1 protein-coding gene and 1 pseudogene are annotated in these 1121 nt (G+C 66.7%); one reads left to right on the top strand and one right to left on the bottom strand.

The annotated features are described in order from the left end of the window. A partial coding sequence (locus tag B9S61_RS15770; RefSeq protein WP_146064855.1) for a transposase family protein occupies window positions 1-256 on the bottom strand: 256 nt, incomplete at its 3' end. A 410-nt stretch (window positions 257-666) separates the two neighbouring features. Here B9S61_RS15770 and B9S61_RS15765 point away from each other — a divergent pair. Continuing rightward, window positions 667-1121 (top strand): annotated as a pseudogene (locus B9S61_RS15765) (IS5/IS1182 family transposase); the annotation flags it as partial.

The following is a 1121-nucleotide window of genomic DNA, read 5'->3' as shown; positions in this document are numbered from 1 at the left end:
TGGGGCTGCGCCGCCAGCCGAGCAGGTGACGGCGTACCCCGAGGGATGCCAGCAGCGAGTTCGTGGCCCGCTCGCCGAACTCGGCGAGCTCGTCGATGCTCTTCGCACCGCAGACGGCCGCGCAGGCACACATCAGCAAGATGGCCGTCAGCGAGTACCACCGGCCCCGGCGTGAGCGCGGATCCGGAACCGATTCGAGGTAGGGGCCCAGGTCAGCGATCCGGTCCGCGTCCAGCGGCCCCAGCTTCTCCAGCACGGCAGGGATAGGGGAAGATGCAACAGCAGGCACGGGACGTCCTCGTGATCATCTGGCTTCGACACCACAATGATCACGAACCCCCGTGCCTGCTCTGCTATCCGCCTCTACCGGCCTGATCGTCAACCCTCCACGCAAGCACGGAACTTGACGGAGCCCTGCATCATCACGGACTTTCTTCGCTGGCTTCATGTCCGTGGATGCGACTCCGATCAGGTCCTCGATCACGCGCAGAGCCGCTGCGAGGCGGTTTCGTCGGGCGGTAATCAGTGAAGTCTTCTCAGCAACGTGACGGTTGCGGTGTGTGATGATGCCGGACGGCGGGATGGTGACTCGGTGTCAGACATGAGTGAAGCCCCTGGTAGGAACGGGTCTGCGAAGATCACGTTCCGTACAACCAGAGGCTCCACGTGGCGTCCATTATCACCTACACCGCCGTGCTCGATGTCCGCAGGGCGACCGCCGAGCATCTCGCGAAGCTGCTGCGCGGGCACCGCGAGCAGCTCGGGACCCGCAAGGGCACTCGCGCGCTGGGCGTCTTCAAACAGGCGGTACTCGTGCTGCGCTGGTTCGTCGACGGTACCCGGCTGGTCCAACTCGCCCGGGACAACGGCATCTCGGTACCGACCGCCTACCGCTACCTGCACGAAGGGCTGACGGTGCTCGCCGGCCACGCGCCCGATCTGTCCAGCGCGCTGGAGAGGGCGGCGGCGGCCGGGTACACCCACCTCAATCTGGACGGCACGGTCATCCGCACCGACCGCGTGGCTGCCGCCGGCCCCAACGGCGCGGACCTGTGGTGGTCGGGCAAGCACAAGCACCACGGAGGAAACGTGCAGGTCATCGCCGCCCCGGACGGCTGGCC

Origin of the sequence: Streptomyces sp. SM1 (assembly GCF_002910825.1) — a bacterium.
GTDB lineage: Bacteria > Actinomycetota > Actinomycetes > Streptomycetales > Streptomycetaceae > Streptomyces > Streptomyces okerensis.
This window is presented reverse-complemented; position numbering and strand designations above follow the sequence as displayed.